This window comes from Streptomyces sp. NPDC046862 (assembly GCF_040704615.1).
GTDB lineage: Bacteria > Actinomycetota > Actinomycetes > Streptomycetales > Streptomycetaceae > Streptomyces.
The window spans coordinates 208,729-234,485 of record NZ_JBEYXP010000010.1 but is presented as its reverse complement, the minus strand read 5'-3'; the positions used below and the strand labels follow the sequence as shown (position 1 = coordinate 234,485).

Below are 25,757 nucleotides of genomic sequence, written 5' to 3'. Positions count from 1 at the left end.
GGAAGGTCTCGGGACGCGGCCCGTTCGTGTGTGCCCCGTTCGGTGCGTGGGTGGCCGCGGGTGCGTCGTGGCTGGTCGCTCCCCCACTCTCGGCTTCGCTCGAGCGGGGGGACCCCCATCGCGGCGGAGCCGCATATCGATACAGCCCCGCGCCCCTTAAAAGCCGTGCAGTCCCCTACGCTCGTGCCAGTCTCTGACGATCTCTTCCACGTCGTACGGCTTCAAGCCCAGCGGGGGACCCGGTGGGGGCTTGAACATCATGTCGCGGATCTTCGTGTTGATCTCTGTGACGATCTTCCGTACGAGCCGCTCGGAGGGCGCCGACGCGGCGGCCGCGAGCGCGTCCTCGGCCTCCTTGCGCAGGGCCAGGGTCGGGGGCAGGACCGACACGCCCTCGCGGGCCATCTTCTGTTTGATCCACCACAGTTCGTCGTACGTCGTGTCGTCGTCGGTCAGTGGTTTCCCGGCGCCCCGTAGCGTCGCGAACTCGCCGCGTGCCTGGGCGTCTCGGATCTGTTTGTCGATAAAGGACTCGAAGCTGACACCTGGTGGCTTTCGCTCGGTCATGAGTCCATTGTGCCGGAGCCTGCCCGAGCGGCCGAGCCGGCGATTTATCATGCGGCGGCGGTACGCCGAACGGGTACCGCGCAGCGACCATTGGACGATCTGGACTGCGAGAACGCGCAGACCGGAACCCGTGACCCAGAAGGAGCGCACGTGCTCGAACTCACCATGGCCTCGGTCTCCGCGCAGGACTCCGCGGCGACCGCCGGGATGCTGATGGCCGACGCGCCCAGCGACCCGGGCACGGTGCTGCGGGTGGGCCGCGACAAGACCGTGTGCAGACTCGCCACGCCCGACGACTGGCTCTTCGTCTCCCGGGTCCACCTGGAGTTCCTGTGCGGTCCCGACGGCGGCTGGCAGGTGACCTGGCTGCGCGGCACGCACGCCGACCCGTCCTCCGAGGTGAGCCTGGCGATGGTCGGCCAGCAGGCCCAGACCCTCCCGTACGGCGGTACCGCCACGCTCCCGCGCGGTAGCTCCGGGGAGCTCGTCATCCAGGACCGCACCGCCCCCCGCAGCGTCAACGTGGGCTTCTACCACGAGGCGTGAGGGAAGTGAGGGGCCCCGCCGTACGAGAACGAGGGGCCCCACCGTACGAGCCCGGGCGTCCGCCCCGAGGCGTCAGTACAGCACCCGCGCCAGCGCGAAGCCGTCATACCCCTTGGCACCCACCGTCTGCACCGCCGTGCCGCTCAGCCTCGGGTGCGAGGCGATGAGCTCCAGGGCGGACCGGGTGCCCCGGATGGCGGGTTCGTCGCTGTCGGCGTCGACGACACGGCCGCTGCGGACGACGTTGTCGACGACGATCAGCGCGCCGGGGCGGGTGAGCTTCAGGGCCCACTCGACGTAGTGCCGGTTGTTGGCCTTGTCGGCGTCGATGAACACGAAGTCGAACGGCTCCGGGTTCTCGTCGGCCAGCTTCGGCAGCGACTCCAGGGCGGGCCCCACCCGCACCTCCACGAGCCGGCCGAGGCCCGCGCGGTCGAGGTTGCGGCGGGCCACGTCGGCATGCCGGGCCTCGTACTCGAAGCTGATCAGCCGTCCCTCCTCGGGGAGCGCGCGGGCCAGCCAGATCGTGCTGTAGCCGCCGAGCGTGCCGAACTCCAGGATGCGGCGGGCGCCCTGTACCTGGGCCAGGAGCTGGAGGAGTTTGCCCTGGTTGGGGGCGACACTGATGTGCGGGAGCCCGGCCGCGTCGCTGTCGCGCAGCGCGGCGGTGAGCGCTTCGTCCTCCGGTGAGAGGAGGGCGGAGAAGTAGGCGTCGACGTCGTTCCAGAGCCTCGACTCGCTGCTGCTCATGCACCATGCCTTTCGTATGGCTAGTTAGCGTTGCTAACTACTTCCGGCGGTTGATCGTAGTCCCGGGCGCGGCCCGTTGTCGCCTTGTTTCCGTGCCTTCCCAGGGGTGCCACCCCCGTACGAGTGAACGTCACTCTCCGCGCACTATCGTCACCCGGAACACGGTGAGGCGGACGTCAGGTGAAGAGGGGGTTGCCTGCGTCTCACAGGCTGGGGTGGTGCGAGGCTCCGAGGAAGTTCTTAGGGTGCGCACATGGGTGACATACGGGACGAACGGGGCGGGAGGGTCGGCGGGGCGTGGCGAACGTGGGGCAGAGCGAACCGGGGAGCGGCGCCTTCGGGGCGGGCGCGGTGACGACGAAGCTGGGAGCGGTCCGGGTCATGCTGTGGCTCGTCGCGGCCGTCCTGGCGCTGCGGGAGATCGCCGTCGTGCTCCGTACACCCAGAGGGGACCGGCTGACGGATCTGGAGACCTGGGTCGGGCCGGACGGCGTGCTGCATGTGAAGGGTTCGCTGTACGACTCGGACCGGTTCACGGGTACACCGTTCGGCGGGCTCGTCCTCAAGCCACTCACCCGTTCGGCCGAACAGGCCCTCGGCTGGGGCTGGACCTTCGGCACGCTGCTCCTGGTCGTCGCCCTGGGGCTGATCGCCGCCCGCGCCCTGCCGGGGCCCGTCTCCCGCCGTACCGCCCTGCTCGCCGCACCCGTCGCGGTGAGCCTGCTGATGCTGTCGCTGCCGGTCCGCAACACCCTGTACCTGGGGCAGACCAGCATCGTCCCGGTCCTGCTCGTGCTGGCCGGGTGCTTCGCCGTCCGGGGGGAGCGCACGAGCGGGGTGCTCATCGGGATCGCGGCCGCCTTCCAGCCGACGGTGCTGCTGTTCACGGTGCTGCTGTGGTTCACCGGGCGCCGGCGCGTCGCGGCGTCCACCGGGATCACGTTCGCCGCGTGCACCGCGCTCGCCTGGGCCGCGATGCCGCACGACTCGTACACCTACTGGGTGCACCACCTGGCGGGCGTCGGCCTGGGCGGCCAGGCGGACGACCTCGCCAACCAGTCACTGCACGGCGCGCTGCTCAGACTCGGCAACACCGGCCCGCTGGAGATCGGGCTGTTCCTGGGGCTAGGCGTCGCCGTCGCCGGGGTCGGCATGCGGCGGGCCGTGCGGTACGCGCGCGACGGGCAGTTACTGCTCGCGGTCGCGGTCACGGGCTGTGTCGCGATCGTCGTGTCGCCCACGACCTGGCAGCACCAGTTGCTGTGGGTGCTGCTCGCCGTGGTCGGCCGGGTGGGCCGCAAGGCACGTGACCGGTACGTGTGGCCCGTCGCCGTCATCCTGGTGATGACGCTGCCCTCGAAGATGCTGCTGCCGAACATGGCGGCCCTGTACCCGCTGCGCGACAACGTCGTCCTGCTGGCCGCGCTCGCCGCCGCCCTGGCCGTGCCGTTCCTGTCCCGCACCTCGCCGTACTACCGGTCGCCGATCCCGACGGACTACGTCGAACCGGCCCCCACCCGCCTTCCGTACGTCCCGCTCCTGCCGTTCCTGCGCCGTGTCCTCACCCGCCCGAACCTGCTCCTCGAAGCGCTGCTGATCCGCGTCACGTACGCCGCCTACGCGCAGGTCCGGCTCGCGGCGACCGGCGGCCGGGCCGCCGCCGAGGAGCACGGCCGGCAGATCCTCGACATCGAGAAGGCCCTGTTCATCGACATCGAGCACGGGGTCAACCACGCGGTGGTGAAGGTCGACTGGCTGCGGGACTTCTTCGACCTCTACTACACCTCCTTCCACTTCGGCGTCCCGCTGACGATCCTCGGCGTCCTCTACGTCCGCCGGCCCACGGACTACCGCTGGGCGCGCTCGTCCCTGGGTCTCGCCACCCTGCTCGCGCTGCTCGGCTTCTGGCTGTACCCGCTCGCGCCCCCGCGCCTGATGCCGGGCCTCGGGATCATCGACACCGTGCACGGTGCGCAGGACTTCTCCCAGCCCGACTACGGCACGCTGACCGCGCTCACGAACCAGTACGCGGCCATGCCGTCGCTGCACTTCGGCTGGTCCCTGTGGTGCGGTGTGGTCATCGCCCTCCTGGCGCCGAAGTGGTGGATGAAGGCGCTGGGCCTGCTGCACCCGCTCCTCACGGTCTCCGCGATCGTCACCACCGGCAACCACTGGGTCCTGGACGCGGTCGGCGGCGCGGCCGTGGTGGGCGGGGGCTTCGGGCTGACGTACCTGCTGCAGGGCCCGCGCGCCCGAACGGTGACGAAGGCCGCTCAGATCAGCAGCGACCGGGAGACGGCGAAGGACCGTACTCCGAGCTGAGCCGGTACGCGCCCGGCTCGGTCACCGTCAGCCGCGTGAACTCGCCGTCTCGTGTCAGGCACCCGCCGTCGGCGCGCAGCCACGGCGAGTACGCCACCCGTACGGTCACCGAACCGGAGCGAGGAACCCGCACGTCCACCTCCGCGCTCGTGGTCCGTACGACGCTCCCGGGCGCCGAGACGAGCGGTACGGCCCCGCGGACCCGGTACACCCGCCAGTGCGCGTCCCGCCACACCGGCTCCAGCCAGTCGGGCCGTTGGTCACGCACCAGGCGGGCCTCGTCCTCGGCGTACCCGTCCGGCTTGCCCAGCGGCAGGACGACGAAGCCGACGGCCCAGCGGTCCAGCCAGGCGCGGTAGGTGTCCGCCGAGAACGTGCCGTCGTAGAAGAGGCGGCCGCGCTCCATGTCGAGCTGGCGGTTCCAGCCGCGCGCCAGGTTCACGTGCGGGGCGAGCGCCGTGGCCTCGCGGTGGTTGCGGGCGGGGACCACCTCGACGCGGGTGCGGTCGGCTCCGGCCCGCTTCAGCGCCTGGACGACGCCGTGGGTGTCGGCCGCCCACGCGGGCACGGTCGTGGACACCTCCAGGTCGTCGACGGTCTTCGAGCCGACCCAGTACACCGCGAAGACCAGCACCGCGATCAGCAGGTTCCGGCGCAGTCCCCGCACGGTGAGCAGCGCCGCGAGCAGCACGGCGGGCGCGAACAGCTCGGCGAACCGTTCGACGTTCGTGCCGATGGGCGAGGCGACCAGGTACACGAGCACGGTCCCGGTCGCGTAGACGACCCCGGACCACCTGGCCACCCGCCAGGCCCGCGGGGCCAGCGCCGTCACGGTCAGCCCGAGCAGCACGGGCGGCCAGATCCGGTCGGGCGGCATCAACTGCTCGCCGGTGAACGGGAAGAACAGGGTCGTCACCCCCACGACCACGGCGGGCGGCGCCATCAGCGCGACGGCGCGCCCCCAGTCCCGTACGACGAGGAAGCCGGCGCCCACCACCGCCAGGAACAGCCCCGCGACCGGGCTCGCCGTCGTCGCGAGCGCCGCGTACGCCCCGGCGAGGACGACCCGCCGCTCCCGGGTCAGCAGCAGGCAGGCGGCGAGGCCGAACGCGGTGCCGAGCGCGAAGGTGGTGCGGCCGGAGGCGACGTTGCACCACAGCGCGAGCGACGCGAGGAGGGCCGGCCCCACGGGCCGCCGCACGCCCGCCCGTTCGATGAGGACGGCCGCCAGCCAGGAGGCGGCGAGACCGGACACCACGGTGACCGTGCGCACCCCGATCGCGGCCATCAAGTAGGGCGAGATCAGGCTGTAGTTGGCGGTGTGCATCCCGCCGTACCAGGAGAGGTTGTACGCCGAACCGCCGTGCCGTGACACGAACTCCGCCCACGCCTCCTGAGCCGCGAGGTCCCCTCCGCCGGTGGCGAGGAACAGGTACCACACCACGTACAGCGGGACCGTGGGGGCCGTCGCCAGGAACGGCACGCGGTAGCGCTCCCAGAGGGGGCGGAGGGGGCGAAGGGAGCGTGTCCAGCGCGTGGCCGCGGGGTCCGGCCGGACGACGGAGAGTTCGGCAGGAGCCACGGCTCGGGGTTTCCGTTCGGGGTCTTCGAGGTCGAGGGTGTGCGGGTGTCACAGTCGAAGACGCTGAGCGGAGGGGAAGCGTTCACCGACGTGGGTGTTTGGCGTGAACCCGGTGTTCTGGATGCCGCCGGGTCTGCCGGGTCTGCCGGGTCTGCCGGGTCTGTCGGGCCGCTTCATGACTCGGGGGAGGCAGGGGCGGGGCGTAGGGGGGATGCCCCTGCCTCCCACGGGACGGGCCGGCGGAGCCGGGAAGCCGTCGGCCCGAGTACGTGCCCCCTGGGGGGAGTTCAGCCCGCGCTGACCTGGAGTTCCTTGACGCCGTTGATCCAGGCGGAGCGCAGGCGCCGTGGGTCGCCCGCGAGGCGGAGGTTCGGCAGGGCGTCGGCGATCGCGTTGAAGATCAGGTCGATCTCCAGGACGGCCAGGGACTTGCCGAGGCAGAAGTGCGGGCCTCCGCCGCCGAAACCGAGGTGGGGGTTGGGGTCGCGGGTGATGTCGAGGACGTCCGGGTTCTCGAAGACCTCGGGGTCGTGGTTGGCGGCGGCGTAGAAGAGTCCGACCCGGTCGCCCTTCCTGATCCGCTGTCCGCCGAGTTCGGTGTCCTGGGTGGCGGTGCGCTGGAAGGAGTTGACCGGAGTGGCGAAGCGGACGATCTCCTCGGCGGCCGTCGCCGGGCGTTCCCGCTTGTAGAGTTCCCACTGGTCGGGGTGGGTGAGGAAGGCGTGCATGCCGTGGGTGATGGCGTTGCGGGTCGTCTCGTTGCCCGCGACCGCCAGCATCAGCACGAAGAACCCGAACTCGTCGGAGGCGAGGCTGCCTTCGTCCTCGGCGGCCACCAGCGTGGTGACGATGTCCTTGGCCGGGCACTGCTTGCGGTCGGCGGCCATGTTCATGGCGTACGCGATGAGTTCGGTGGCGGACTCCTGGCCGACCTCCTCGGTGATCGCGTACTCCGGGTCGTCGTACGAGATCATCTTGTTGGACCAGTCGAAGATCTTGGCGCGGTCGTCCTGCGGGATGCCGATGAGCTCGGCGATGGCCTGCAGGGGCAGTTCGCAGGCGACCTGGGTGACGAAGTCGAACGAGCCGGGCTGCGCCAGGGCCTCCTGGGCGATGTTCCGGGCGCGGGTGTGCAGGGCGTCCTCCAGGGCGCGGATGGCGCGCGGGGTGAAGACGCGCTGCACGATCTGGCGGACCCGGGTGTGCTCGGGCGGGTCCATGTTGAGCAGGATCAGTCGCTGGGCGTCGATGGCATCGCGTTCGATGTGCTCGCCGAAGCGGATGATCGCCGTGTTGAGGTACGAGGAGAAGAGTTCCGGGTGCGTGGAGACGTACTTGACGTCCGCGTGCCGGGTGACGGCCCAGTAGCCGTCGTCGTCGAAGCCGGCCAGGCCGTGCGGCTGGGCGATCCAGCGGACCGGTTCGGCCTTGCGCAGTTCCGCGTACTCCGGCAGCGGAACGCGGTGGTGCAGCAGATCCGGGTCGGTGAAGTCGAACCCGTCGGGCAGCGCTGGACAGGGCATGGGCGACTCCCGTCGTTCTGACGGTCCATCAGTTATGGGGAATTGCCGAGACGGTAGTAACGGGTTCTACAAGTCGCAAGAGGTGCGGGCGCCTCAATTACGTGTGGAACTCGTGCGGATCGGGCTCTCGGAGCCTGTTGGGGCGTGCTGGTGCCTGCACGACTCTTGCGGCGACGGACGCGCCGTCAGCACACTGCCAACAGAACTAGAACGCGTACTAGTTCTGCGTGGCGGGTCGGGCCGGGACGCCCCGCGCCGCGCGGGTAACCGAGCAGAGGAGCCCCCCATGGCCGCGGAACCCGTGATCGTCGAAGCCGTACGCACCCCCATCGGCAAGCGCGGTGGCGCGCTCGCCAACCTCCACCCCGCCTATCTCCTGGGCGAGACGTACCGTGAACTCCTCGGCCGCACCGGCATCCAGGCCGACTGCGTCGAGCAGATCGTCGGCGGCACCGTGACCCACGCCGGCGAGCAGTCCATGAACCCGGCCAGGACCGCCTGGCTGACCATGGGCCTGCCCTACGAGACCGCCGCCACGACCGTGGACTGCCAGTGCGGCTCGTCGCAGCAGGCCTCGCACATGGTGGCCAACATGGTCGCGGCCGGCGTCATCGACGTGGGGATCAGCTGCGGCGTCGAGGCGATGTCGCGGGTGCCGCTGGGATCGGGGTCCAAGCACGGGCCGGGCAAGCCCTTCCCGGACGAGTGGAACGTTGACCTGCCGAACCAGTTCGAGGCGGCGGAGCGGATCGCGCGGCATCGCGGCCTGACTCGGGAGAACGTGGACGCGCTGGGGCTCGCCTCCCAGGAGCGGGCGGCCGTGGCGTGGGCGGAGGAGCGGTTCAAGCGCGAGACGTTCGCCGTGCAGGTGCCGACCACGGAGGACGAGCAGCAGGCCGGGCACGGCATGTGGCGCCTGGTCGACCGGGACGAGGGGCTGCGCGACACGTCCGCGGAGGCACTGGCGCGGCTGAAGCCGATCATGCCGACGGCGGTGCACACGGCGGGCAACTCCTCGCAGATCAGCGACGGCGCCGCCGCCATCATGTGGGCCTCGAAGCGGATGGCTCGGGCACTGAAGCTGCGGCCACGGGCACGGATCGTCGCTCAGGCGCTGGTCGGTGCCGACCCCCACTTCCACCTCGACGGGCCGATCGACGCGACGCGGGCCGTGCTCGGCAAGGCGGGCATGTCCCTGAAGGACATCGACGTCGTGGAGATCAACGAGGCGTTCGCGTCCGTCGTGCTGAGCTGGGCGCAGGTCTTCGAGCAGGACCTGGCGAAGGTGAACGTGAACGGGGGCGCGATCGCGCTCGGCCACCCCGTGGGAGCGACGGGTGCCCGGCTCATCACGACCGCGCTGCACGAACTGGAGCGGGCGGACAAGGAGTTCGCGCTGATCACGATGTGCGCGGGCGGCGGGCTGGCCACCGGCACGATCATTCAGCGGCTGTAGTCGTTCTAGTCGTTCTAGTCGTTCTGGTTGTTTCAGTCGCTGTAGTCGCTGTAGTCGCTGTAGTCGCTGTCGTCCGGGTGAGGAACGTGGTGAACGCGGTGGGGCCCGATGGCCGGGTGGCCCCGCCGCGGTCCGGGCGGTGCGCGGGGGAGTGACCGAGTGCGCGTGCGGTCCGCTCAGCACGGCGGACGGTACTCCTGCTGAGTGAAGTACTGGCGCCATTCGGCGCGGGTGATGCCGGGGTCGGCGGTATCGCAGACCCGGGTGGCGACGCGCTGGACACCGGGGTCCCACAGCAGCGTCGTCCAGTCCTCGCTGCCGCTGGCCAGGGTGCGGCCGTCGGGACTGAAGGCGACGGTGTCCACCGGCTTGGTGTGACCGGTCAGCAGGGCCAGTTCCCGGGCGCCACCGCGACCGCTCAGCCCGTACAGCCGCACGGTGTGGTCGGAACTCGCGGTGGCCAGCGTTCGTCCGCCCGGCGCGAAGGCGACCGACATGACGCCGTCGGTGTAGCCGGACAGCCGGTCGCGAGAGACCGGGCGGCGCGGGTCGGCGATGTCCCACAGCCGTACGGTGCGGTCCTCGCTGCCGGTGGCGAGGGTGCGGCCGTCGGGGCTGAAGGCCACCGACTTCACCGCGCCGGTGTGACGGGCGAGGACGGCCAGACGGGTGGGATGCCGTCGCCCGGCCACGTTCCACAGGACGGCCGTACGGTTCCGGGCGGCCACCGCCAGGGTGCGGCCGTCGGGGGAGAACGCCACGGAGTCCACGGCGGCCGCCGCCCGGATCGCGGCCAGGGGACGCGGACGCCGCACGTCCGTCGTGTCCCACAGCCGCACACCGCCCTGCTCGCCACCCGTGGCGAGGGTGCGGCCGTCGGGACTGAACGCCACCGAGTTGACGTTGCCGACACGGCCGGGAACGGTACGCAGCAGACGGGGACGGGACGCCGTTCCCACACTCCACAGCCGCAGCGTGCCGTCGGCACTGCCACTGGCCAGGGTGCGCCCGTCCGGCCGGAAGGCCACGGAGTTGACGGGTCCCGTGTGCCCGGGGAGCACGGCGAGCCGCTGGGGACGGCGCACGTCCGTGAGGCTCCACAGGCGTACGTCCCGGTCGTAGCTGCCGGTCGCCAGCATGCGCCCGTCGGGGCTGAAGGCGACCGAGTAGACCGAACTGGTGTGGCCGGTCATGGCCGGCCCGGGAAGGTCCCACAGGCGTGCGGTCTGGTCCTCGCTGCCGGTGGCCAGGGTGCGGCCGTCGGGGCTGAACGCCAGCGAGCCGACGCTGCCGGTGTGGCCCGTGAGCACGGCATGCACACGGGTGGGTCCCGACACCTCCCAGAGCCGTACGGTGGCGTCGACGCCGACGGAGGCCAGGGTGCGGCCGTCGGGACCGAACCCCACGGCGTTGACCACGTCGGTGTGGCCCTTGAGCACCTTCGTCCCGCGAGCCCGGCGCAGCCCGGCCACGTCCCACAACCGCACCGTGAAGTCGGTGCCTCCGGTCGCCAGCGTGCGGCCGTCCGGAGCGAACGCGAGGGCCCTCACCTCACCGGTGTGACCCGGCGTGACCGACAGCTCCCGCAGCCCAGCGCCCGACGCGGTCACCTCCCACAACCGCACCGTACGGTCGGTGTGGCCCGTGGCCAGCGCCCGCCCGTCCCGCCGGAACGCCATCGCGGTCACGGCGGCGGACACACGCAGCGCGGCGAGGGCGCGCGGACGGCGGGGGTCCGACAACCGCCACAGCCGGATCCCACCGCGGGCGGCCGCCACCAGTGTCCGCCCGCCGGGGCCGAACCCCAGGCCCACGACCGCGCCCCCGTCGGCCGGCAGACGCGAGGCGAGCCGGGGGCGTCGGGCGTCGCCGATGTCCCACACCCCGACCGTCCCGGACTCGTCCCCCACGGCCACAAGACGGCTGTCGGTGCTGACGGCGACCGCGCGGACCGGACCGGCCGTACGCGGCAGCGCGCTCAGCTCGCGCGGCCGGTGGGGATCCACGGCCCGCCACACCCGCACGGTCCCCTCGCCGTCGCCCGTGACCAGCACACGGCCGTCGGCGCCGAACGCCATCGCCGTGACGGCGCTCTCCCGTCCGGGCAGCTGAGTGGCGTACTGGGTGGCGAAGGTGCTGAGCAGACTGCTCCGTGCCTCGGGGGTGGGCGACAGACGGTAGGCGGCCAGACTCAACTGGGCGGCCAGGGCGGGACTGGTCGCCCGCAGCGCCGCGGCCTTCTCGGCGACCCGCTGCGAACTGGCGGCGTCACGCTGGCGGTCCGCCGCCCGCTGCGCCCGCACGGCGATGACCGCGGTGGTGCTCGCCAGCACGAGGAGGACGGTCAGCAGGGCCACCGCTCCGCGCCGCAGCCGTACGCGGCGCCGTACCGCCGCGCGTTCGGCCACCCGGGCGGCCAGGCTCGCGTCGAGGAACTCCCGCTCCCGCACGGACAACGACGCACGGTCCAGAGCCACCGCCATGTCCAGGCGCGTACCGCGGTACAACGCGCCCGGATCGCGGCCCAGCACCTCCCAGGCCTGAGCCGCGCCGGTGAGCTGACGCAGGGTCCGGACGGCCTCACGGTCGTCGGTCAGCCATCCGTGCAGCCTGGGCCAGCACTGGATCAGAGCCTCATGGGCCAGCTCCACCCGCTCCTGGTCCAGCGTCAGCAGCCGCGCCCCGGCCGCACGATCGAGTACGGCACCGACGCCGCCGTGCTCGAACCCGGCCAGCCCGTCCAGCTCCTCCATGCCGGCCGGGCGCCGGGTGTCCTCCGTGCCCTCGCCCAGCGCGGTCAGCCGCACGAACACCCGCCGTGCCAGCTTCCGCTGCTCCGCGTCCAGCTGCTGGTAGAACTCCTCCGCGGTACGCGCCAGACCGCCCTCAAGCCCGCCCGCCCCCTCGAACGCCGCCAGCGTCAGCGCGTTGCCGCGCCGTCGCCGCCAGGTCTGCAGCAGCGCGTGCGACAGCAGCGGCAGCACCCCCGCCTGGCCGTGCGCCTGCGCCGTGAGTGACGCCAGCAGCGCGCCCTCGACGGTCAGTCCGGCCTGCTGGGCGGGCCTGACCACGGCCCGGCGCAGCTCGTCGAGGCTCATCGGCCCGACCGGCACCTGCGCGTCGCGCATAGCCTCCACCAGCGGCGAACTGTGGGTGCAGTGCGCGTAGAAGTCGGCACGCACCCCGAGGGCCACCCGGCACCGGCCACCGTCGTCCGAGGCGGCGGTCACCAGGGCCTCGATGAAACGGTCCCGCTCGACGTCGTCCGGACACAGGGTGAAGATCTCCTCGAACTGGTCGACGACCAGGACCAGACCGCCGTCAACAGCCCCGGACCGAGCGGCGACCTGACGCACCACGCGGCCGAGGTTCGCCGGATCCCGCCGCAACTCCTCGTACAACCCACCCGGAGTGACCCCCGCCAGCGCCCCCAGCCGCACGGCACACTCCTCCAGCGGCCGTGGCCCCGGCGTCAACACGACCACTGTCGTCGAAGCGGCCCGCAGACGCGGCACCAGACCCGCCCGCAACAGCGACGACTTGCCCGAGCCGGAAGCCCCGATCACCACCACGAACCGCTGCCGCTCCAGCCGTTCGGCCAGCTCCGCCACCAGTCGCTCCCGGCCGAAGAACCACTCCGCGTCCTGCTCCCGGAACGAGCGCAGACCCGCGTACGGCGGGGGCGTGCCCGACTCCTCCGCCGGGTCGAGGGCCGGGTGCACCGCGCCGAGCAGCTCCGCGGCCTGCCGCCAGCGGCGCTCCCACTCCTCCACGTCCCCGTCGCAGGCGCGCACGTACGCCAGCGTCACCGCCAGCGTGGGCAGGCGCTGCCCGGACGCCGCGGAGGACAGGGTGGAGATCGAGTAGTGCGCCTGCTCCGCCAGTTTTCGGTAGGGCGGATTGCCGGACTTCTGCCGCAGCTGCCTCAGCCCCGCGGCCAACTCCCGTAACGGACCGTCCCCCAAGTCCAGCGGTCTCTCTCTGCGCGGCACCGCCGCACCTCCCCCTTGTCGGTCCCCGTTCCCCCACGTCACCGCCCGCACGGTCTCGTCACATTTTTCAGGATTTGTTTGTTCGGCACCAGGCTCCGAACGCGAACAACGTGTGGGCCGCTAGACCTGGAGCGGACGGCCCGGCCGCACTCGTGGCGATGAGACGCCGTCACCGTGGACTCGTCCCTTCACATCCACGGATCAGCATCAGTGAGAACCAGGGGGAAAGACATGCAACAGCAGTCCAGGAGCAGAACGCTGCGGGCGACGTTCGCAGCGCTGGGGGCCGCGGCGGCCGTGGTGGCCCTGTCGACGGGCCCGGCGGCGGCTTCGGATGCCCCGTTCCAGGCACCGAAGGCGACCCAGGCCACAGCACGGTCCGTCACATCCGCGGCCGCGGGTTGTGCGGGCGCCGGTCCGACCGTGACGAACCACCTCGGCATCACGTACTCGACGACGTACTGCCACAACTACCAGGCGGGCTACGTCGTCCGTGCCGATCAGCCCTCCGTGACCAACTACAGCGGCTACCTGAACGCGGGCGACAACTGGTTCGTGTGCCAGCGGCAGATCACCGCCTGGGAGAACCCGCCCGTCGGCTCTGCCCGCAACAACTGGTGGCTCTACACCCAGGGCGACGACGGCTACGCCGACGCCGGCTGGGGCTGGTTCCCCGCGACCAAGGTCTCCGGCGGCGGCAACTACCAGCCCATTCCCGGTCTGCGGACCTGCTGACCGTCGTAGAGGGGTACGCATGCGCATCATCGCAAGGACACTCGTCAGTGTCACCGCCGTCGTCGGGATCGCCGCCGGGAGCCTGGCGGGGGCGGGAGCCGCCTCCGCGGCGTCCTCGCCGGCCTCGAAGCCGGTGGTCAGTTCCGAGGCCGCCGTTCCGCTCGCGGTGGTCAACCTGGGCCTCAGCACGGCGCAGGCCCAGGACGTCCAGCGCTGGCTGGCCCGGTACTGGGGGTACACCGGCGCGATCGACGGGCTGCTGGGCACCAACAGCTGGAAGGCGTTCCAGCGCAACCTCCAGGCGTACTGGGGCTACACCGGCGAGATCGACGGAATCGTCGGGAGCGGCACGATCAAGGCGCTGCAACGCCTGCTGGAGCACTGGGGCTACGCCGGTCCGGTCGACGGAATCGCCGGATCGGGCACCCAGGCCGCGTTCAAGGCGTTCGCGGAGGGCATCTGGCCCTGAACCGGGTGGCTTTGAACCGGGTGGCTTTGAACCGGGTGACCGCCCGGTGAGCCACATCCGCCGCTCCACCCGCGCCCTCGCCGTTCGTACTGCGGCGAGGGCGCGGGTGGGCAGCAGGTCGGGATCCGTACCGTGCCCGTAGAGGACAGGTCGGGATCAGTACAGGAAACGGTGCAGCGGAGCCGACTCCGTCAGGAGCATGGTGACCCGGTGGGCGAGCCGCTGCCACGCGTCCTCCTGTGCGTAGGTCAGCCGCACGTCCTCGCCCTCGGCCGCCTCCAGAACCGCGAACAGAGCGGTGGTGTCGGCGTCGGGGGCGAGGTCCACCAGCGAGAGCACGCGCGCCAGCGCACCGACCAGGCCGACCGCGGTGTCCTCACCCGGCCCGGTCGAGGGGAACATGCCGCGCAACGCCGTGACGGCACCTGAGGGACCGGCACCGGGCAGGCCCGGATCGGCCACCAGGGCCGCGGACAGCTCACGCAGCAGCGCGTACAGGACGTCCGTGTCCCTCGTGGATATCTCGGCGATGCGCAGACCCTCGTGTTCCCAGCGGCCGTTCGGTGTCCACACCCGTGGTCCTCGCGCCACGGCGTCGGTCAGTGCCGTACGGATCCGCCGGAAGGCCGCCAGTCCGTCCGCGCACAGGGCGTCGTCCCCGGTTTCCCGGGGCGACGCGGCCAAGGGCGCCAGCAGGCGTTCCTCGACCCGGTCGCACTGGGCGTCGAGGTCCGGGTCGACGACGGTGAGACGGACTGCCGTGCGCTGTTCCTGCTGCTCCATGCCGACCACCCTGCCAGCCGGCTCGGACAATCGAGCGGGGTGGCCCCGGGGTGGCCCCGGGGTGGCCCCGGGGTGGCCTCGGTGCGGCCTCAGTACCAGCCGTTGGCCTGCCAGAAGTTCCACGCGCCGCAGGGGCTGCTGTAGCGGTTGTTCATGTATCTCAGGCCCCATTTGATCTGGGTGGCCGCGTTGGTTCTCCAGTCCGGGCCGGCGGAGGCCATCTTCGAGCCGGGCAGGGCCTGCATGAGGCCGTAGGCGCCGCTGTAGGGGTTGCTCGCGGTCACACGCCAGTCGCTCTCGTGGTCGACGATCCTGGCGAAGCACCGGTACTGGGCCGAGTCGTCGATCATCTCCTTCGCGATCGACCGGGCCCGGTCGGGAGAGGCCTCCCGGGCGGCCTGCGCGGGTGTGGGCGCGAGCAGGGTGCCGAGGGCGGCGGCTGCCACGGCGGCACCCGCGAGGGTCTTCTTCGAGGCGAGGGTCTTCTTCGTGGTGGGGGTCTTCTTCGGGGTGGCGACGGTGCACAGGACGGTGTTGGCGGACATCAGCATGCCTTTCGTCGGGGACAGGACTGTCGCCGGCATGCCTGCGCCACGGGCCGGGTGCACCGGAGTGGCGCGGCATGCGCCGGCGCCGTGCCCGAGGTGGACGTGTTCGGCGCCGTGCGACGTCATCCAGAGAAGCGGGCCCGCCGGACATCCGTGATCTACGCCTATGGGCTAGTTACAGACGCGTGGTCAGTAACTGGCGGCATGTCATCCGGCTTCCGACGCGCAGGTCAGAGCGGGTGTCGCGGGTAGGTGCCGAGAGTTGGTGATTCCCGCTCCCGCTTCCTCCGGGCCCCCGATCCCCTGGGGCGGTTCATGCTTCGGGACCGCGGCCATTCGGCTCGAATGCGACCGGAGCCTCGAACGCCGCCCGTCGCGTGGCACGCCGCAGGGCCTTGAGGACGGGTGCGCCGAGCGTGAGGGTGAGGACGACGGTGACGGCGGCCCGGCCCAGGTCCCAACCGAGGGACGTGGCCAGGCAGTAGGCGAGGAAACGGGCCAGGTTGGTGCCGAGGCCCGCGTCCGGGGCAAAGGCGACGGAGGACGCCAGTTGGTGGAGGAAGGGCCAGCCCGCGAGGTTCATCACGGTGCCGTAGGCGAAGGCCGCCAGGAAGCCGTACGCGGAGAGGAGGACGAGCTCGGACCGGCCGCGGAGGCGCCCCGGCCCCGGCAGCAGCCCCGCGCCCATCGTGAACCAGCCCATGGCCAGCATCTGGAACGGCATCCAGGGGCCCACCCCGCCCGTGAGCAGCGCGGACGCGAACATCGTCACCGACCCGAGGACGAAGCCGAAACCCGGGCCGAGGACACGGCCGCTGAGCACCATCAGGAAGAACATCGGCTCGATCCCGGCGGTCCCGGCCCCGAGCGGCCGCAGCGCCGCCCCCGCCGCGGCCAGCACCCCGAGCATGGCCACCGCCTTCGGGCCCAGCCCCGACTCCGAGATCGTCGCGGCGACGACGGCCACCAGCAGGACCAGCAGGCCCGCGAAGAGCCAGGGGGCGTCCTGCGCGTGGGCGTTCAGCCCCGAGTCGGGCGGCGCGAGGAAGGGCCAGCCGAAGCCCACGACACCCACCGCGCTGACCAGGGCCAGGGCGGCCAGGGAGCGGGGGCCCAGGCGGACCGGGCGGACCGGGCGGACCGGGCGGGCACTCATGCCGGGTCCTCCGCCGCGGCGTGATCGGCCGGCTGCGCGTACGGGTCGCGCAGAGCGCTCCGTACCTGGGCGACCGTCAGCCACTTCTGCGGCGCCAGGACCTTGGCGACCTGCGGCGCGAAGGACGGCGAGGCGACCACCACGTCCGCCGCGGGGCCGTCGGCGATCACCTCGCCCTCGGCCAGCAGCACCACCCGGTGGGCGAGCTCGGCGGCCAGCTCCACGTCGTGCGTGGCCAGCACGATGGAGTGCCCCTCGGCCGCCAGGGCGCGCAGCACACCGACCAGGCGGGCCTTCGCCGCGTAGTCCAGGCCACGGGTCGGCTCGTCGAGCAGGAGCAGGGGCGGACGGGCCGTCAGGACCACCGCCAGGGCGAGGGTGAGACGCCCGCCCTCCGACAGGTCCCGCGGGTGCGTGTCGTCGCCGATGCCCGGAAGCAGCTCGGCCACCAGCGTCCGGCACGTGCCCGCGGCGGCGCCCGCGTCCCGGTCGGCCGCCGCGCACTCGGCGGCCACCGTGTCGGCGTACAGCAGGTCCCGGGGTTCCTGCGGTACGAGGCCGACGCGGCGGACGAGGTCGCGCGGGAGTGTGCGACTAGGGACCGCACCACCCACGCGCACGGTTCCGGCGGACGGCTCCACCAGGCCCACCAGCGCGCCGAGCAGCGTGGACTTTCCGGCTCCGTTACGGCCCATCAGAGCGATCGTCTCGCCGGGGGAGACGGTGAGATCGACGCGGTAGAGGGCCTGGACGCGGCCCCGGTGGACGGTCAGGGCACCGACCTCCGCCGTGCGGGCGGGAGCCGGGGCCGCATCCGGGGTCCGTGCGCGCCCGCGGAAGAGGCGGGGGCGGCGGGACAGCTTGGAGGCAGCCGGAGCCGTGACGGGGTCCGGCACCGTGCCGGCCGCCCCCGCGTTGGCCGCCCCCGCGCTCTCGACGCCCGACGCCGCCGCACCACCGAGCCGCTCCCGCAGCGCGCCCGCCCGCCGCCGCGCGTCCCGTACGGTCAGCGGCAGCGGCGCCCACCCCGCCAGCCGCCCCAGCCCCACCACCGGCGGGTACACCTCGGACACGGCCATCACCTCGGCCGGCGTGCCCAGCACCGGCGGGGCGCCCCGAGCGGGCAGCAGGGCCACCATGTCCGCGTACTGGATGACACGCTCCAGACGGTGCTCGGCCATCAGCACGGTCGTCCCCAGGTCGTGGACGAGCCGCTGGAGGACGGCCAGTACCTCCTCGGCGGCGGCCGGGTCCAGCGCCGAGGTCGGCTCGTCGAGGACCAGGACCCGGGGGTGCGGGGTGAGGACCGAGCCGATCGCGACGCGCTGCTGCTGGCCGCCGGAGAGGGAGGCGAGGGGGCGGTCGCGCAGACCGGCCAGACCGAGGAGGTCCAGGGTCTCCTCCACCCGCCTGCGCATCACGTCCGGGGCGAGGCCCAGCGACTCCATGCCGTAGGCGAGTTCGTCCTCGACCGTGTCGGTCACGAAGTGGGAGAGGGGGTCCTGGCCCACCGTGCCCACCACGTCGGCGAGTTCGCGCGGCTTGTGGGTACGGGTGTCGCGGCCCGCAACGCTGACGCGGCCCCGCAGCGTACCGCCCGTGAAGTGCGGCACGAGACCGCTCACCGCGCCCAGCACGGTCGACTTTCCGACCCCCGACGGACCGGCCATCAGGACGAGTTCGCCCTCGGGAACCTCGAAGTCCACGCCCCTGACGGCGGGTTCGGCCGCTCCCTCGTACGTCACGGAGACATCCTCGAAGCGGATCATGCGGGTTCCTCGGGCGTCGGCGTCGGGGTCGGGGTCGGAGTCGGGGGCGGGGGCGGCTTCAAGGGGCCCTGGAGCGGGCCCTTCAGCGGGGCCGGCACCGTGAACGCGGGCAGCAGGCCGAGCAGGACCGCCCCCGCGGGCCACAGCGGGAGCGACGGCGCCGTCAGGGGGACGACACCGGGGTGCAGCGCGGACGGTTCGTACACGGAGGCGGTGACCAGCAGCGCCGCCACCGCGACCCCGGAGGCGGACACCAGCCACGCCCGCGCACCCCACGCGTCGGGCCGGTAGCGGGTGCGCGGCGAGCGGCGGCCGCCCAGCCACAGCCCGGCCAGCGCCACGGCGAGCCCCGCCAGCAGGACGGGCAGACCGTAGCTCCCGCCCTCGGCGGTGAGCACGCCGTACGTTCCCGCGCAGACGCCGAGCAGACCGCCCAGCGTGAGCGCGGCCGTGGTGCGGCGCACGGCCGGCACCACCTCGGCGGTACGGCCGTACCCGCGCGCGTCCATCGCCGCCGAGAGAGCCACCGAACGCTCCAACGCGCCCTCCAGCACCGGCAGCACGACCTGCGCCAGCCCGCGCAGCCCCCGGTCCGGGCGCCCCCGCAGCCGCCGGGCCGCCCGCAGCCGCCGCACGTCCGCGACGAGATGCGGTGCGAACGTCATCGCCACGACCACGGCCACACCCACCTCGTACAGCGCGGCCGGCAACGACTTCAGCAGCCGCGCCGGGTTCGCCAGGGCGTTCGCCGCGCCCACGCAGACGAGCAGCGCGGCCAGCTTCAGGCCGTCGTACAGCGCGAAGACCAGACCTTCGGCGGTGACCCGGCCGCCGACGCGGACGCCCTGTGCCCAGTGGGGCAGCGGGAGTTCGGGGAGCGTGAGGACCGTGTGGCTGCCGGGGACCGGCGAACCGAGGACGGTGGCGAAGGCGAGACGGAAGAGGAGGACGGCCAGGGCGAGCTTGACGAAGGCGCTGTACGAGCGGGACCAGGGGGCGTCCGTGCGATGGGTGGCCACCACGTAACCCGCCACCGCGACGAGGAGGGTGAGTAGGAGGGGATTGGTGGTGCGGGAGGCGGCGGTGGCCAGGCCCAGGGCCCAGACCCACCAGGCGCCGGGGTGCGGGGTGGCCCGCCGGGACGTCCGCATCACGCTCAGCCCCTGCGGCGGCGCGCCTGCCACACCGCCGCCGCGCCCAGGAGCGCCACGACACCGACACCCGCGAACAGGCCGAGCGACGGGCCCTCTTCACCAGGGGCCCCCGGGACCTTGGGAGCCTCCGTGCCCGCGTCCCCCGGCGGCGCGCCCGCCCCGGTGTCCGACACCGGCTCGCCGCAGCCCTTCTCCGGGTAGCCCGCGATGCCGCACAGCAGGGCGTTCGTGTCGTAGCGCAGCGGTTTCGCCACCGCGGCCAGGGCGTCGGCGGCCGTGGCGTCCTCGGGTACGCGGGCGCAGGCCGTGCGTGGCGCCGGGGGCGTCTCACCGGAGGGCGCGTCCGCCGCCGTACCGAAGTCGATGACGAGGCCCACGCGCTTGTGGCCCTCGCGCGCGGGCGTCCGGGCGCAGAGGGAGGCGAAGTCCGGGGCACGGCGCGGCCGGGCCGAGTCCTTCGAGTCCTCGCTGACCGCGAAGCGGAAGCCCTGCACCTCACCGTCGGAGGGGCGGGTGGTCGAGGGGCCCTGCGTGGCGTACGTCCAGGCCGGGCCGCCGCCGTCCCGCTCCCAGAACGACCAGTAACGGTAGGAGGCGGCCTGCGCCGGGCCGGCGCCTGAGAGAACCAGGAGGACGAGTGCCAGGGCCACGAGCGTCGCGGCGGACACACGACGGCGGGTCACGGCTGCTGCCTCTTCCTACGGCCGCTGAGCAGGAACCCGACACCGATGCCGGCGACCAGGCAGGTCCCGACGACCCACCACACACCGAACACCGAGTCGTCGTCCTGTCCCTTCTCGTCCGCGTCGTCCCTCGCGACCGCGGTGGCGTGGTCGATCACGTCGGCGGCCGGACCGGTCGCGTTCAGCCGCTCGACGAGGTCGGCGCCGCCGAAGTCGCGCGGGTCGGTGCCGGTGGCGTGGGCGGCGAGGATGAGCTGGGCGTACGCGGCCGGGCCCGCCTTGGCCGCCCAGGTGCCGGAGTTCTTCTCCAGCCAGGCCAGGGGCTTCGCGGTGCTGTCCTTCCGGCCGGCGGCGGCGAGTGCGACGACCGCGTCGGCCGTGGTGCCGTGGTCGGGCTGGTCCTCGGCGCCCGCGAGGGAGGACTTCAGGTAACCGTCCTCGGCGAGGGCCTTGCTCAGGTAAAGGGCGCCATTGCGGGCCGCGTCCTCGGGTGAGAAGTCGTCACCGCCGGCGCACTCGGTGGCCGCACGGCCGTCCGCCGCACCGGCCCTCGCCACGAAACCCTGGCCGAGCGCGCCGAGCACTCCGGCAGCCGTGGCGTCGGCGTTCGCGGCGAGCCCGCCCTTCTTGTCGGGCTGGAAGGCGAAGGCGCCGCCGCCGTCCTCGTCGCACGGCACGGACAGGCCGCGCAGGGCCTCGTACGGGGAGTGCTCGCCCTTCCTCTGGTCCTCGGGCTTCTCACCGGCGGCCACGAAGGCGCCGATCACGACGGAGGTGGAGTTCGCGTCGCTGGCGCCGCCGGGCTGGTACCCCCACCCCCCGTCCTTGTTCTGTACGCCCTTCAGCCAGCGCACGGCCCGGCCGACCTCGCTGTCGTGCCCGCCGAGCGCGGCGAGGGCCTGGACGGCCACCGCGGTGCTGTTGGTGTCGACCGCTGTCTTGGCAGCGCACTTCGCGGGGGCGTCGGCACGGTAGGCCGCGAACGCCCCGCTGTCGCACTGCTGCCCCACCAGCCAGTCCACCGCCTTCGCCGCGGGCTTCACGCCCACCGTGTCCTGGGCGAGCAGGGTGAGGGACTGGCGCCAGACACCGTCGTACGTGGGGTCGGCTGAGCCGTACAGACCGCTGGGGACCCCCTGGGACGGGGCGGGCGCGGGCGAGGCGTCGTCGGCGAGGGCGACGGGTGCGGAGCCGGTGCCGAGGACGGCCACGGCTGTGGCGGCCAGCAGCGCGGCGCTGCGGCGAACGTTCATGATCGGCGGATCTCCCCCTGCGGGGAGCCGGACAGCACGGCACAGCCGGGCGGCTCGGCTCCGTATGCCTCGACGGTGCCGTCACCGACCGGTTGCCGGTGACGCGAGCCGGTCACGTCCGCACGGGGCGATCCGGCTCACCGACCCTCGGCCGGGCCGGTTCACGATAGGGGTCTCCCCGGTTCGAGCGAAGCCGAGAACTGGGGAAGGGTCAGCGCCGGATTTGCACCGGCTTCCCCCCGTACGGGCGTGATGACGACCTGACAACTCTACCGGCCCGTAACGACACGCCTGTGGGGCGGCTGCCGGGTGGCCCGGGCCGAGCTAGGTTCGCCCCATGCGGACGGGGAGACTGCTCGGCTCGGGCCGTACGGCCGACGTGTACGAACTCGTGGGCGACGAGCGGTGGGTGCTGCGGCGGTACCGGGACGGCTACGGGGACGGCTACGGGGACGGCTACGGGGACGCCGTGGCCGAGGCGGCGGTGATGGAGCACGTGCGCGGGTATGGCTACCCGGTGCCGGCCGTACGGGCCGCGGACGGTATCGACATGGTGGTGGAGCGGCTGTCCGGTCCGACCATGCTGGAGGCGTTCGGCGTGGGTCTGCTCACCCCCGCCGAGGGCGGCCGGACGCTGGCCCGGCTGCTGCGGGACCTGCACGCGCTGCCGCCGCGCACCTCCACCGGCCCCACCGGCCTCACCGGCCCCGTCACCCGCGTCCTGCACCTGGACCTCCACCCGGAGAACGTGATCGTCACGCCCGGCGGCCCGAGGGTCATCGACTGGGCCAACGCCGAGGAGGGCCCGCCCGGTCTCGACTGGGGCATGTCGGCGGTGATCCTCGACCAGGTCGCCGTCGCCGGTGAACCGCTCGCCGAGGCGGCACAGGAGATCCTCGCCGCGCTCCTCGCCGATCAGGGCGAGGAGTCCGCGCTCACGGAGCAGGGCCTGACGGAGGCGAGGAGACGTCGTGCCGCCAACGTGACGATGAGCGAGCGGGAGGTCCGACTCCTGGGCGACGCCGAGGAGTTGATCCGCGCGCTGGCTCACTGACGGGGCGTGGGGCCGCCGAAGGGGAGGTGCAGGGTGCGGGAGGTGAGCAGCCACTGTCCGTCTTCACGGCGGAAGGTGTCCTCGTAGTCGCCGACCTGGACGGGTGGGCCCGCCGGCACCATGCCGCCCGTCCAGCCTTCGACTCGGTATGTCGTGAAGTACGACGTGGCCTCGGCCGTGTCCGCCGAGCTCACGGTGACCCGGATGTTGGACATGGTCCGCCGCGAGAGCTTGTCCGCCGGCCGGGAGCCGAAGTACCGCCGCAGTGCCGCCCGTCCCTCGGACCGCCGCCCGTCCCCCGGAGGTGGCCACTCCCACCAGCCGTCCTCGGTGAACAACTCGGCGACGGAGCCCGGTTCACCGAGATCCAGACGGTGGACGAAGTCGAGGACGAGGCGCTCGCAGGCGCGTTCGGCGAGGAGTTGCTCCAGGGGGTCCATGACCCTTGGTACCAGTAACGGCCCCTGGTCACGACCGGTTTACACGGCGACGTACGTCACCGGATCGCTCCCCGGTACCGCCTCGGCGCGGCCCAGTTTGACCAGGCGGCGCAGGTGGGACTCGGCCTCGGCGATCGCGATGTTCCTGGATCCGTAGGGGATGTCGGCCCACGGCCGGTTCCACTCCATGCGTTCGGCGAGCTGCCACGGAGTGAGGGGCCGGGCCAGGAGGGTCTCGAGGTCGGTGAGGCGGGTCTCGTGGTGGGAGAGCAACTCGCCCACGCGGGACGCGGCGTCGGTGAAGGCGTACTGGTGGGCCGGGAGGATCTCGGCGGGGGCGAGGCGGCCGATCCGTTCGAGGGAGTCGAGGTAGTCGCCGAGGGGATCGGTGACGGTGACGTCGTCGGGGTCCTCGTACAGGCCGATGTGCGGGGAGATCTCCGGGAGCAGGTGGTCGCCGGAGAACAGGCGGCCGTGGCCGGGCAGTTGGGCCGGGTGTGACTCCTCCAGGTGGAGGCAGACGTGGCCGGGGGTGTGGCCCGGGGTCCAGATGGCGCGCAGGCGGCGGCCGGGGAGGTCGAGGAACTCGCCGGGGACGATCTCGCGGTCGGGGAGGGCGGGGGAGAGGCCGGGCAGGGTGCGCGGCTGGGCCGTGCGCAGGGGCGCCACGTGCTCCTCGGGGGCGCCCGCCGCCGTGAGCTTGGCCGTCATGTACGTGAACCAGCGGCCCGGCCGGGTCTCGCGGGTCCTGCGGACGATCGCGAGGTCGGCCTCGTGCATCGCCACCCAGGCGCCGGAGGCCTCGCGCACCCGCCCCGACAGGCCGTGGTGGTCGGGGTGGTGGTGGGTGACGACCACGCCGAACAGATCGCCGACGGACGTACCGCAGGCGCTCAGGCCCTCGGTGAGCGTGTCCCAGGAGGACGGGTCGTCCCAGCCGGCGTCGATCAGGACCGGGCCGCGGTCGGTGTCGACGACGTACACGAGCGTGTGTCCGAGGGGGTTGTCCGGGATGGGCACCTGGATGCCCCACACGCCCCCGCCGTGATCGGTCACTTGCGTGCTGGCCGCCATGGGCTCCCCAATCGCCGTGTCCCGAGCAACTATAACTAGAACATGTTTCGATGAGAGCCCGAGTCGACCATCCGCGTGCTTGTCCCATCCGTGGACTCCTCCCACTGGAACTGGTATCAGTTCCCCTATCTGATGGATCGTCAGAGAACAGGGACGCGGAGCGTACGTACCCGGGGAGGCAGTCGACCATGGCCGAGCTCGTGGAACACGGACAGCTGTTCATCGGCGGGGAGTTGACCGACCCCCTCGGCGAGGACGTCATCGAGGTGGTCTCGCCGCACACCGAGGAGGTCATCGGACGAGTGCCGCACGCCTCGCGGGCGGACGTGGACCGGGCGGTGGCCGCCGCGCGCCGGGCGTTCGACGAGGGCCCGTGGCCGCGCACCACGCTCGACGAGCGCATCGAGGTGGTGACCAGGATCAAGGACGCGATAGCGGTCCGCCACGAGGAGATCGCGCGGGTGATCTCCTCCGAGAACGGCACCCCGTACACCTCGTCGATCATGGTGCAGGCGCTCGCCTCGATGATGGTGTGGGACACGGCCATCACGACCGCGCGCGGCTTCACCTACGAGGAGAAGCGCGACGGTGTGCTCGGCAAGCTGCTGGTGCGGCGGGAGCCCGTCGGGGTGGTCGCGGCCGTCGTGCCGTGGAACGTGCCGCAGTTCACCGCCGCCGCCAAGCTCGCGCCCGCCCTGCTCGCGGGCTGCACCGCCGTACTGAAGGTGTCGCCCGAGACCCCGCTGGACGCCTACCTGCTGGCGGAGATCGCAGCCGAGGCCGGACTGCCCGAGGGCGTGCTGTCGATCCTGCCCGCCGACCGGGAGGTCAGCGAGTACCTGGTGGGGCACGAGGGCGTGGACAAGGTGTCCTTCACGGGGTCGGTCGCCGCCGGAAAGCGGGTCATGGAGGTCTGCGCGCGCAACCTGACCCGCGTCACCCTCGAACTGGGCGGCAAGTCGGCGGCGGTGATCCTGCCGGACGCCGACGCGCAGACCGCCGTCGCCGGTATCGCCCCCTTCGCCTGGATGATCAACGGCCAGGCGTGCGTGGCCCAGACCCGCATCCTCGTCCCGCGCACCCGCTACGACGAGTTCGCCGAGGCCTTCGCCGCCGTCGCGAGCGCGCTCAAGATCGGCGACCCGCTCGACCCCACGACGGAACTCGGACCGCTGGTCGCACGCCGCCAGCAGCAACGCTCCCTCGACTACATCCGCGTCGGCCAGGAGGAGGGCGCCAAACTCCTCACCGGTGGCGGGCGTCCGGCCGGTTTCGACCAGGGCTGGTACGTCGAGCCGACCCTCTTCGGCGACGTCGACAACTCCATGCGCATCGCCCGCGAGGAGATCTTCGGCCCGGTCATCTGCCTCATCCCGTACGGCGACGAGGCCGAGGCCGTGAAGATCGCGAACGACTCCGAGTACGGCCTGTCCGGCAGCGTGTGGACCGCGGACACCGAACGCGGCATCGAGGTCGCTCGTCAGGTCCGCACCGGCACGTACTCGGTCAACACCTTCAGCCTCGACATGCTCGGCCCGTTCGGCGGCTACAAGAACTCGGGGCTCGGGAGGGAGTTCGGGCCCGAGGGGTACGGCGAGTACTTCGAGCACAAGATGATCCACCTGCCCGCCGGCTGGGAGGGGTGAGGATGGGCGACCGCTGGCACGTCGAGGTCGACCGCTCCCTGTGCATCGGCTCGGCCCAGTGCGTGCACCACGCCCCGAACGGCTTTCACCTCGACACGGGCCGCCAGTCCCACCCCGCCGCCCCCGACACCGACGCCAACGAGAGGGTCCTGGAGGCGGCGGAGAGCTGCCCGGTGGAGGCCATCATGATCACGTTGCTGGGGAGCGGGGAGGCGGTGTTTCCGCCCGAGGAGTAAGAGGTGTGAGAGCGGTGAG

At 72.5% G+C, this 25,757-nt stretch carries 22 protein-coding genes; 8 read left to right on the top strand and 14 right to left on the bottom strand.

Annotated elements, in window-relative coordinates:
- Positions 1 to 156 precede the first annotated feature (156 nt).
- The gene (locus AB0959_RS14100; protein ID WP_366826642.1) at positions 157 to 567 is read right to left on the bottom strand and encodes a DUF1992 domain-containing protein; all 411 of its coding nucleotides are present in this window, start codon (positions 565 to 567) and stop codon (positions 157 to 159) included.
- Between the two features lie 150 nt (positions 568 to 717).
- On the opposite strand from AB0959_RS14100, the gene AB0959_RS14095 reads away from it, so the two are divergent.
- Positions 718 to 1,113, top strand: coding sequence for a hypothetical protein (locus AB0959_RS14095; protein ID WP_366826641.1), 396 nt, complete (start codon positions 718 to 720; stop codon positions 1,111 to 1,113).
- Positions 1,114 to 1,185: 72 nt separating this feature from the next.
- Here the strand turns inward: AB0959_RS14095 and AB0959_RS14090 are convergent, their stop codons facing one another.
- Complete coding sequence (locus tag AB0959_RS14090) at positions 1,186 to 1,863, bottom strand: O-methyltransferase (RefSeq protein WP_366826640.1); 678 nt, start codon at positions 1,861 to 1,863, stop codon at positions 1,186 to 1,188.
- Between the two features lie 351 nt (positions 1,864 to 2,214).
- Here AB0959_RS14090 and AB0959_RS14085 point away from each other — a divergent pair, with 351 nt between their 5' ends.
- Positions 2,215 to 4,185: a bifunctional glycosyltransferase 87/phosphatase PAP2 family protein gene (locus tag AB0959_RS14085; RefSeq protein ID WP_366826669.1), complete on the top strand. Its 1,971-nt coding sequence runs from the start codon at positions 2,215 to 2,217 to the stop codon at positions 4,183 to 4,185.
- Here AB0959_RS14085 and AB0959_RS14080 read toward each other — a convergent pair.
- Positions 4,142 to 5,767, bottom strand: a complete 1,626-nt coding sequence (locus AB0959_RS14080) for a glycosyltransferase family 87 protein (protein WP_366826639.1) — start codon at positions 5,765 to 5,767, stop codon at positions 4,142 to 4,144. The genes AB0959_RS14085 and AB0959_RS14080 overlap by 44 nt on opposite strands.
- Before the next feature lie 287 nt (positions 5,768 to 6,054).
- On the bottom strand, positions 6,055 to 7,290 hold the full coding sequence (locus tag AB0959_RS14075) for a cytochrome P450 (protein WP_366826638.1): 1,236 nt from the start codon (positions 7,288 to 7,290) through the stop codon (positions 6,055 to 6,057).
- Between the two features lie 286 nt (positions 7,291 to 7,576).
- Between AB0959_RS14075 and AB0959_RS14070 the strand changes: the two genes are divergently transcribed.
- The gene (locus AB0959_RS14070) at positions 7,577 to 8,746 is read left to right on the top strand and encodes a steroid 3-ketoacyl-CoA thiolase (protein ID WP_366826637.1); all 1,170 of its coding nucleotides are present in this window, start codon (positions 7,577 to 7,579) and stop codon (positions 8,744 to 8,746) included.
- 176 nt (positions 8,747 to 8,922) lie between these two features.
- Here the strand turns inward: AB0959_RS14070 and AB0959_RS14065 are convergent, their stop codons facing one another.
- Positions 8,923 to 12,738 (bottom strand): XRE family transcriptional regulator, encoded by a 3,816-nt coding sequence (locus AB0959_RS14065; RefSeq protein ID WP_366826636.1) that lies wholly within the window; start codon positions 12,736 to 12,738, stop codon positions 8,923 to 8,925.
- A 231-nt stretch (positions 12,739 to 12,969) separates the two neighbouring features.
- On the opposite strand from AB0959_RS14065, the gene AB0959_RS14060 reads away from it, so the two are divergent.
- Entirely contained in the window at positions 12,970 to 13,473 is a 504-nt protein-coding gene (locus AB0959_RS14060) for a hypothetical protein (RefSeq protein ID WP_366826635.1), read from the top strand.
- A 19-nt stretch (positions 13,474 to 13,492) separates the two neighbouring features.
- Positions 13,493 to 13,942, top strand: coding sequence for a peptidoglycan-binding domain-containing protein (locus tag AB0959_RS14055; RefSeq protein WP_366826634.1), 450 nt, complete (start codon positions 13,493 to 13,495; stop codon positions 13,940 to 13,942).
- 156 nt (positions 13,943 to 14,098) lie between these two features.
- Here the strand turns inward: AB0959_RS14055 and AB0959_RS14050 are convergent, their stop codons facing one another.
- From AB0959_RS14050 to AB0959_RS14020, 7 genes are all read right to left on the bottom strand, one after another.
- The gene (locus AB0959_RS14050) at positions 14,099 to 14,725 is read right to left on the bottom strand and encodes a hypothetical protein (RefSeq protein ID WP_366826633.1); all 627 of its coding nucleotides are present in this window, start codon (positions 14,723 to 14,725) and stop codon (positions 14,099 to 14,101) included.
- Between the two features lie 89 nt (positions 14,726 to 14,814).
- Positions 14,815 to 15,270 (bottom strand): transglycosylase SLT domain-containing protein, encoded by a 456-nt coding sequence (locus AB0959_RS14045; protein WP_366826668.1) that lies wholly within the window; start codon positions 15,268 to 15,270, stop codon positions 14,815 to 14,817.
- A gap of 316 nt (positions 15,271 to 15,586) precedes the next feature.
- Entirely contained in the window at positions 15,587 to 16,429 is an 843-nt protein-coding gene (locus AB0959_RS14040; RefSeq protein WP_366826632.1) for an ECF transporter S component, read from the bottom strand.
- Positions 16,426 to 18,198: an ATP-binding cassette domain-containing protein gene (locus AB0959_RS14035; protein ID WP_366826631.1), complete on the bottom strand. Its 1,773-nt coding sequence runs from the start codon at positions 18,196 to 18,198 to the stop codon at positions 16,426 to 16,428. The genes AB0959_RS14040 and AB0959_RS14035 overlap by 4 nt, the downstream gene beginning before the upstream one ends.
- Positions 18,195 to 19,349: a CbiQ family ECF transporter T component gene (locus tag AB0959_RS14030; protein ID WP_366826667.1), complete on the bottom strand. Its 1,155-nt coding sequence runs from the start codon at positions 19,347 to 19,349 to the stop codon at positions 18,195 to 18,197. Before AB0959_RS14030 ends, AB0959_RS14035 begins: the two co-directional genes overlap by 4 nt.
- A gap of 5 nt (positions 19,350 to 19,354) precedes the next feature.
- Complete coding sequence (locus AB0959_RS14025) at positions 19,355 to 20,035, bottom strand: SCO2322 family protein (protein ID WP_366826630.1); 681 nt, start codon at positions 20,033 to 20,035, stop codon at positions 19,355 to 19,357.
- A complete protein-coding gene (locus AB0959_RS14020; protein ID WP_366826629.1) occupies positions 20,032 to 21,288 on the bottom strand; it encodes a prenyltransferase/squalene oxidase repeat-containing protein in 1,257 nt (418 codons plus the stop codon). The genes AB0959_RS14025 and AB0959_RS14020 overlap by 4 nt, the downstream gene beginning before the upstream one ends.
- A 337-nt stretch (positions 21,289 to 21,625) precedes the next feature.
- Here AB0959_RS14020 and AB0959_RS14015 point away from each other — a divergent pair, with 337 nt between their 5' ends.
- Entirely contained in the window at positions 21,626 to 22,342 is a 717-nt protein-coding gene (locus AB0959_RS14015) for a phosphotransferase (RefSeq protein WP_366826628.1), read from the top strand.
- Here AB0959_RS14015 and AB0959_RS14010 read toward each other — a convergent pair.
- Entirely contained in the window at positions 22,336 to 22,782 is a 447-nt protein-coding gene (locus AB0959_RS14010; protein ID WP_366826627.1) for a nuclear transport factor 2 family protein, read from the bottom strand. The two genes, AB0959_RS14015 and AB0959_RS14010, sit on opposite strands and share 7 nt — an antisense overlap.
- 39 nt (positions 22,783 to 22,821) lie before the next feature.
- A complete protein-coding gene (locus tag AB0959_RS14005; protein WP_366826626.1) occupies positions 22,822 to 23,856 on the bottom strand; it encodes an MBL fold metallo-hydrolase in 1,035 nt (344 codons plus the stop codon).
- A gap of 188 nt (positions 23,857 to 24,044) precedes the next feature.
- On the opposite strand from AB0959_RS14005, the gene AB0959_RS14000 reads away from it, so the two are divergent.
- Both AB0959_RS14000 and AB0959_RS13995 read left to right on the top strand, forming a co-directional pair.
- Positions 24,045 to 25,502 (top strand): aldehyde dehydrogenase, encoded by a 1,458-nt coding sequence (locus tag AB0959_RS14000; protein ID WP_366826625.1) that lies wholly within the window; start codon positions 24,045 to 24,047, stop codon positions 25,500 to 25,502.
- A gap of 2 nt (positions 25,503 to 25,504) precedes the next feature.
- Positions 25,505 to 25,738, top strand: coding sequence for a ferredoxin (locus tag AB0959_RS13995; protein ID WP_366826624.1), 234 nt, complete (start codon positions 25,505 to 25,507; stop codon positions 25,736 to 25,738).
- Positions 25,739 to 25,757 lie beyond the last annotated feature (19 nt).

Coding starts and splice junctions, on each gene's coding strand:
- AB0959_RS14100 (WP_366826642.1), bottom strand. CDS start 567: ATGACCGAGCGAAAGCCACCAGGTGTCAGCTTCGAGTCCTTTATCGAC.
- AB0959_RS14090 (WP_366826640.1), bottom strand. CDS start 1,863: ATGAGCAGCAGCGAGTCGAGGCTCTGGAACGACGTCGACGCCTACTTC.
- AB0959_RS14075 (WP_366826638.1), bottom strand. CDS start 7,290: ATGCCCTGTCCAGCGCTGCCCGACGGGTTCGACTTCACCGACCCGGAT.
- AB0959_RS14070 (WP_366826637.1), top strand. CDS start 7,577: ATGGCCGCGGAACCCGTGATCGTCGAAGCCGTACGCACCCCCATCGGC.
- AB0959_RS14060 (WP_366826635.1), top strand. CDS start 12,970: ATGCAACAGCAGTCCAGGAGCAGAACGCTGCGGGCGACGTTCGCAGCG.
- AB0959_RS14055 (WP_366826634.1), top strand. CDS start 13,493: ATGCGCATCATCGCAAGGACACTCGTCAGTGTCACCGCCGTCGTCGGG.
- AB0959_RS14050 (WP_366826633.1), bottom strand. CDS start 14,725: ATGGAGCAGCAGGAACAGCGCACGGCAGTCCGTCTCACCGTCGTCGAC.
- AB0959_RS14045 (WP_366826668.1), bottom strand. CDS start 15,270: ATGTCCGCCAACACCGTCCTGTGCACCGTCGCCACCCCGAAGAAGACC.
- AB0959_RS14040 (WP_366826632.1), bottom strand. CDS start 16,429: ATGAGTGCCCGCCCGGTCCGCCCGGTCCGCCCGGTCCGCCTGGGCCCC.
- AB0959_RS14035 (WP_366826631.1), bottom strand. CDS start 18,198: ATGATCCGCTTCGAGGATGTCTCCGTGACGTACGAGGGAGCGGCCGAA.
- AB0959_RS14030 (WP_366826667.1), bottom strand. CDS start 19,349: ATGCGGACGTCCCGGCGGGCCACCCCGCACCCCGGCGCCTGGTGGGTC.
- AB0959_RS14020 (WP_366826629.1), bottom strand. CDS start 21,288: ATGAACGTTCGCCGCAGCGCCGCGCTGCTGGCCGCCACAGCCGTGGCC.
- AB0959_RS14015 (WP_366826628.1), top strand. CDS start 21,626: ATGCGGACGGGGAGACTGCTCGGCTCGGGCCGTACGGCCGACGTGTAC.
- AB0959_RS14010 (WP_366826627.1), bottom strand. CDS start 22,782: ATGGACCCCCTGGAGCAACTCCTCGCCGAACGCGCCTGCGAGCGCCTC.
- AB0959_RS14005 (WP_366826626.1), bottom strand. CDS start 23,856: ATGGCGGCCAGCACGCAAGTGACCGATCACGGCGGGGGCGTGTGGGGC.
- AB0959_RS14000 (WP_366826625.1), top strand. CDS start 24,045: ATGGCCGAGCTCGTGGAACACGGACAGCTGTTCATCGGCGGGGAGTTG.
- AB0959_RS13995 (WP_366826624.1), top strand. CDS start 25,505: ATGGGCGACCGCTGGCACGTCGAGGTCGACCGCTCCCTGTGCATCGGC.